Below are 2,089 nucleotides of genomic sequence, written 5' to 3'. Positions count from 1 at the left end.
ATTTTGTATTTTATATTATTTTTAAAAAATATAATATATAGAACAAATTATAAAGGGAGGAAAATCTTATGAAAAATATCACATTAACTAAAATACCTATAGAAAAGGGCAAAGAACCCTGTTTAAATTCTAAAAATAGTTTTATCTTTAGCTACTATTTCTTTTTTGGCAAGTTGTGCTAATGCTAAATTAAATTCTGAAATAAAAACTTATGATGAAGTTAATAAAAATGTTAAAACTAGATCAGCAAGTGTTTATAGTCCTCAAGCTAAGATCAATACGACTATAAATCAATCTTTAAGTAATACTCATACTGTAAGTGGCACTGATAATACTCTAGTTATAGGAAGTGGTGGAACTATTACTATTTCTAACAGTCAAGCAGTCAATTTCACTCAAGACTCTTCAACAACTACTTTTAAAAACCAAGGAACTCTTATAGGCGGAAACAATACTGCTAGTGTTAATATAGGAACCAATAATCAAAATGGTGCTACCATAGAAACCTTTGACAATCAAGGTATCATAGGTAATGGTTCTTCTAAATTTGGTATTACAGTTTGGGGTAAAGGTGACTCTAAATCTACAATCAATAATTTTAGTAATAGTGGGACTATTCACTCTAATGCTGGTGAAAGTATTTATTTTAGCAATGTTGTTATTAAAACTTTTAGTAATAATGAAACTATTCAAAGTAATAGTGGAAAAGGTGTTAATATAGTTAGCGGAGTTGATATACAAACCTTTAATAATAATGGATTAATCAGCGGAAGTCAAGGTGTAAGCTTATCTGGAGGAACTATAAATAGTTTTAATAATTTAGGAACTATCAATGGTAGCTCTTCTGGTGTATTTGTAGTAGGTGGCAACATAAAAACTCTTGTAAATTCAGGAATGATTACGACAGGCGAAGATATATTTGGTGCTGGTATAAAACTCGAAAATGGTGGTACCATAGAAAATATTATCAACACAGGAACTATACAATCTAACAATCTTGGAATGGCAGTAAGTTGGGGTAAATTTGGAACGCTTACTATAAAAGATGGAGGTGTAATTTATGGTAAAACAGCTGGGATAACAGTGGGTCAATGGCAAACTCTAGGAGATTTATACATAGATGGAACAAGCTCAAAAAAAGATGGCACAGTAAGTGGAATTTATGGAGACAATAATGGAATTTCCTTAAATGAAAGTTCTAAAACTCAAAAAATAGAACTTGTCAATGGTGGCATTATAAAAGGTAAGGTTCATGGTATAAGATTGGATAATGGTGCCTCTTTAAGCGGAGAAATGATTTTATCTGGTGAAGGTTCTAGAGTAGAAGGTGGAAGTGGTGCTGGTATATCTAATCAAAGTGGAAAAATAGAAGGCTCTATAAAAGTAGAAGATGGAGCTACTGTAACTTCTTCTTCAGGCCAAGCCATATCTAACTCTGGCTCAGGAAGTATAACAGGTGGTATTACTGTTAGTGGGGAAAACACCAAACTTGAAGGAAATATAATCAATACAGGTAATGCTTCTATAGGTAGTGATATCAAGATAGAAGGTGGAGCTAAGGTAGAAGGTGGTCTTGTTAATGAAGGTAGCGCTTCTATCACAGGAGCTATCACTATAGAAAGTGGTTCTAAACTTGATTCCATCACTAACACCTCTACTTCTGATACAGGTATAAGTGGTTCTATCACTAACAATAGTGATAATAAGCTTGAAATTTCTAATGGAGAAGGTGCTACTATAGGTGGAGGTATTACAAATAATGGCAATGCTGATTTAGTTATTTCCAACCAAGGCTCAGTAGGTAAAGATGAAAATGGTAATACAGTAACTAACAATGGTAGTGGTAGTGTTGGAATCAAAGATTGGGTTGTTTCTACAGATAAAGATACAGGTAAATTAGACACTGTGGTTGTAGGTGGAAGTGGTAAAGATAATGTAAAAGTAGAAAACATCACCGTAGATCAAAGCAATGTTAATCTTGATGAATTAGGCAATATCAATAATATCATCTCAGGTGTTAATCAAAGCAATATTGGCAATATAGGAACCAATGGAGGTGGAGAAATATCTTTAAGCTTTGATCCAATAA

1 pseudogene is annotated in these 2,089 nt (G+C 32.7%); it reads left to right on the top strand.

The features are described 5' to 3' along the window. Positions 1–68: 68 nt before the first annotated feature. Positions 69–2,089 (top strand): annotated as a pseudogene (locus tag AJ881_RS09455) (beta strand repeat-containing protein); the annotation flags it as partial.

It is taken from the genome of Campylobacter sp. BCW_6460, from assembly GCF_001762705.1.
Taxonomy (GTDB): Bacteria; Campylobacterota; Campylobacteria; order Campylobacterales; family Campylobacteraceae; genus Campylobacter_D; species Campylobacter_D jejuni.
Note: the sequence above shows the minus strand (reverse complement) of the source record. Positions and strands in the feature narration are given on the sequence as shown.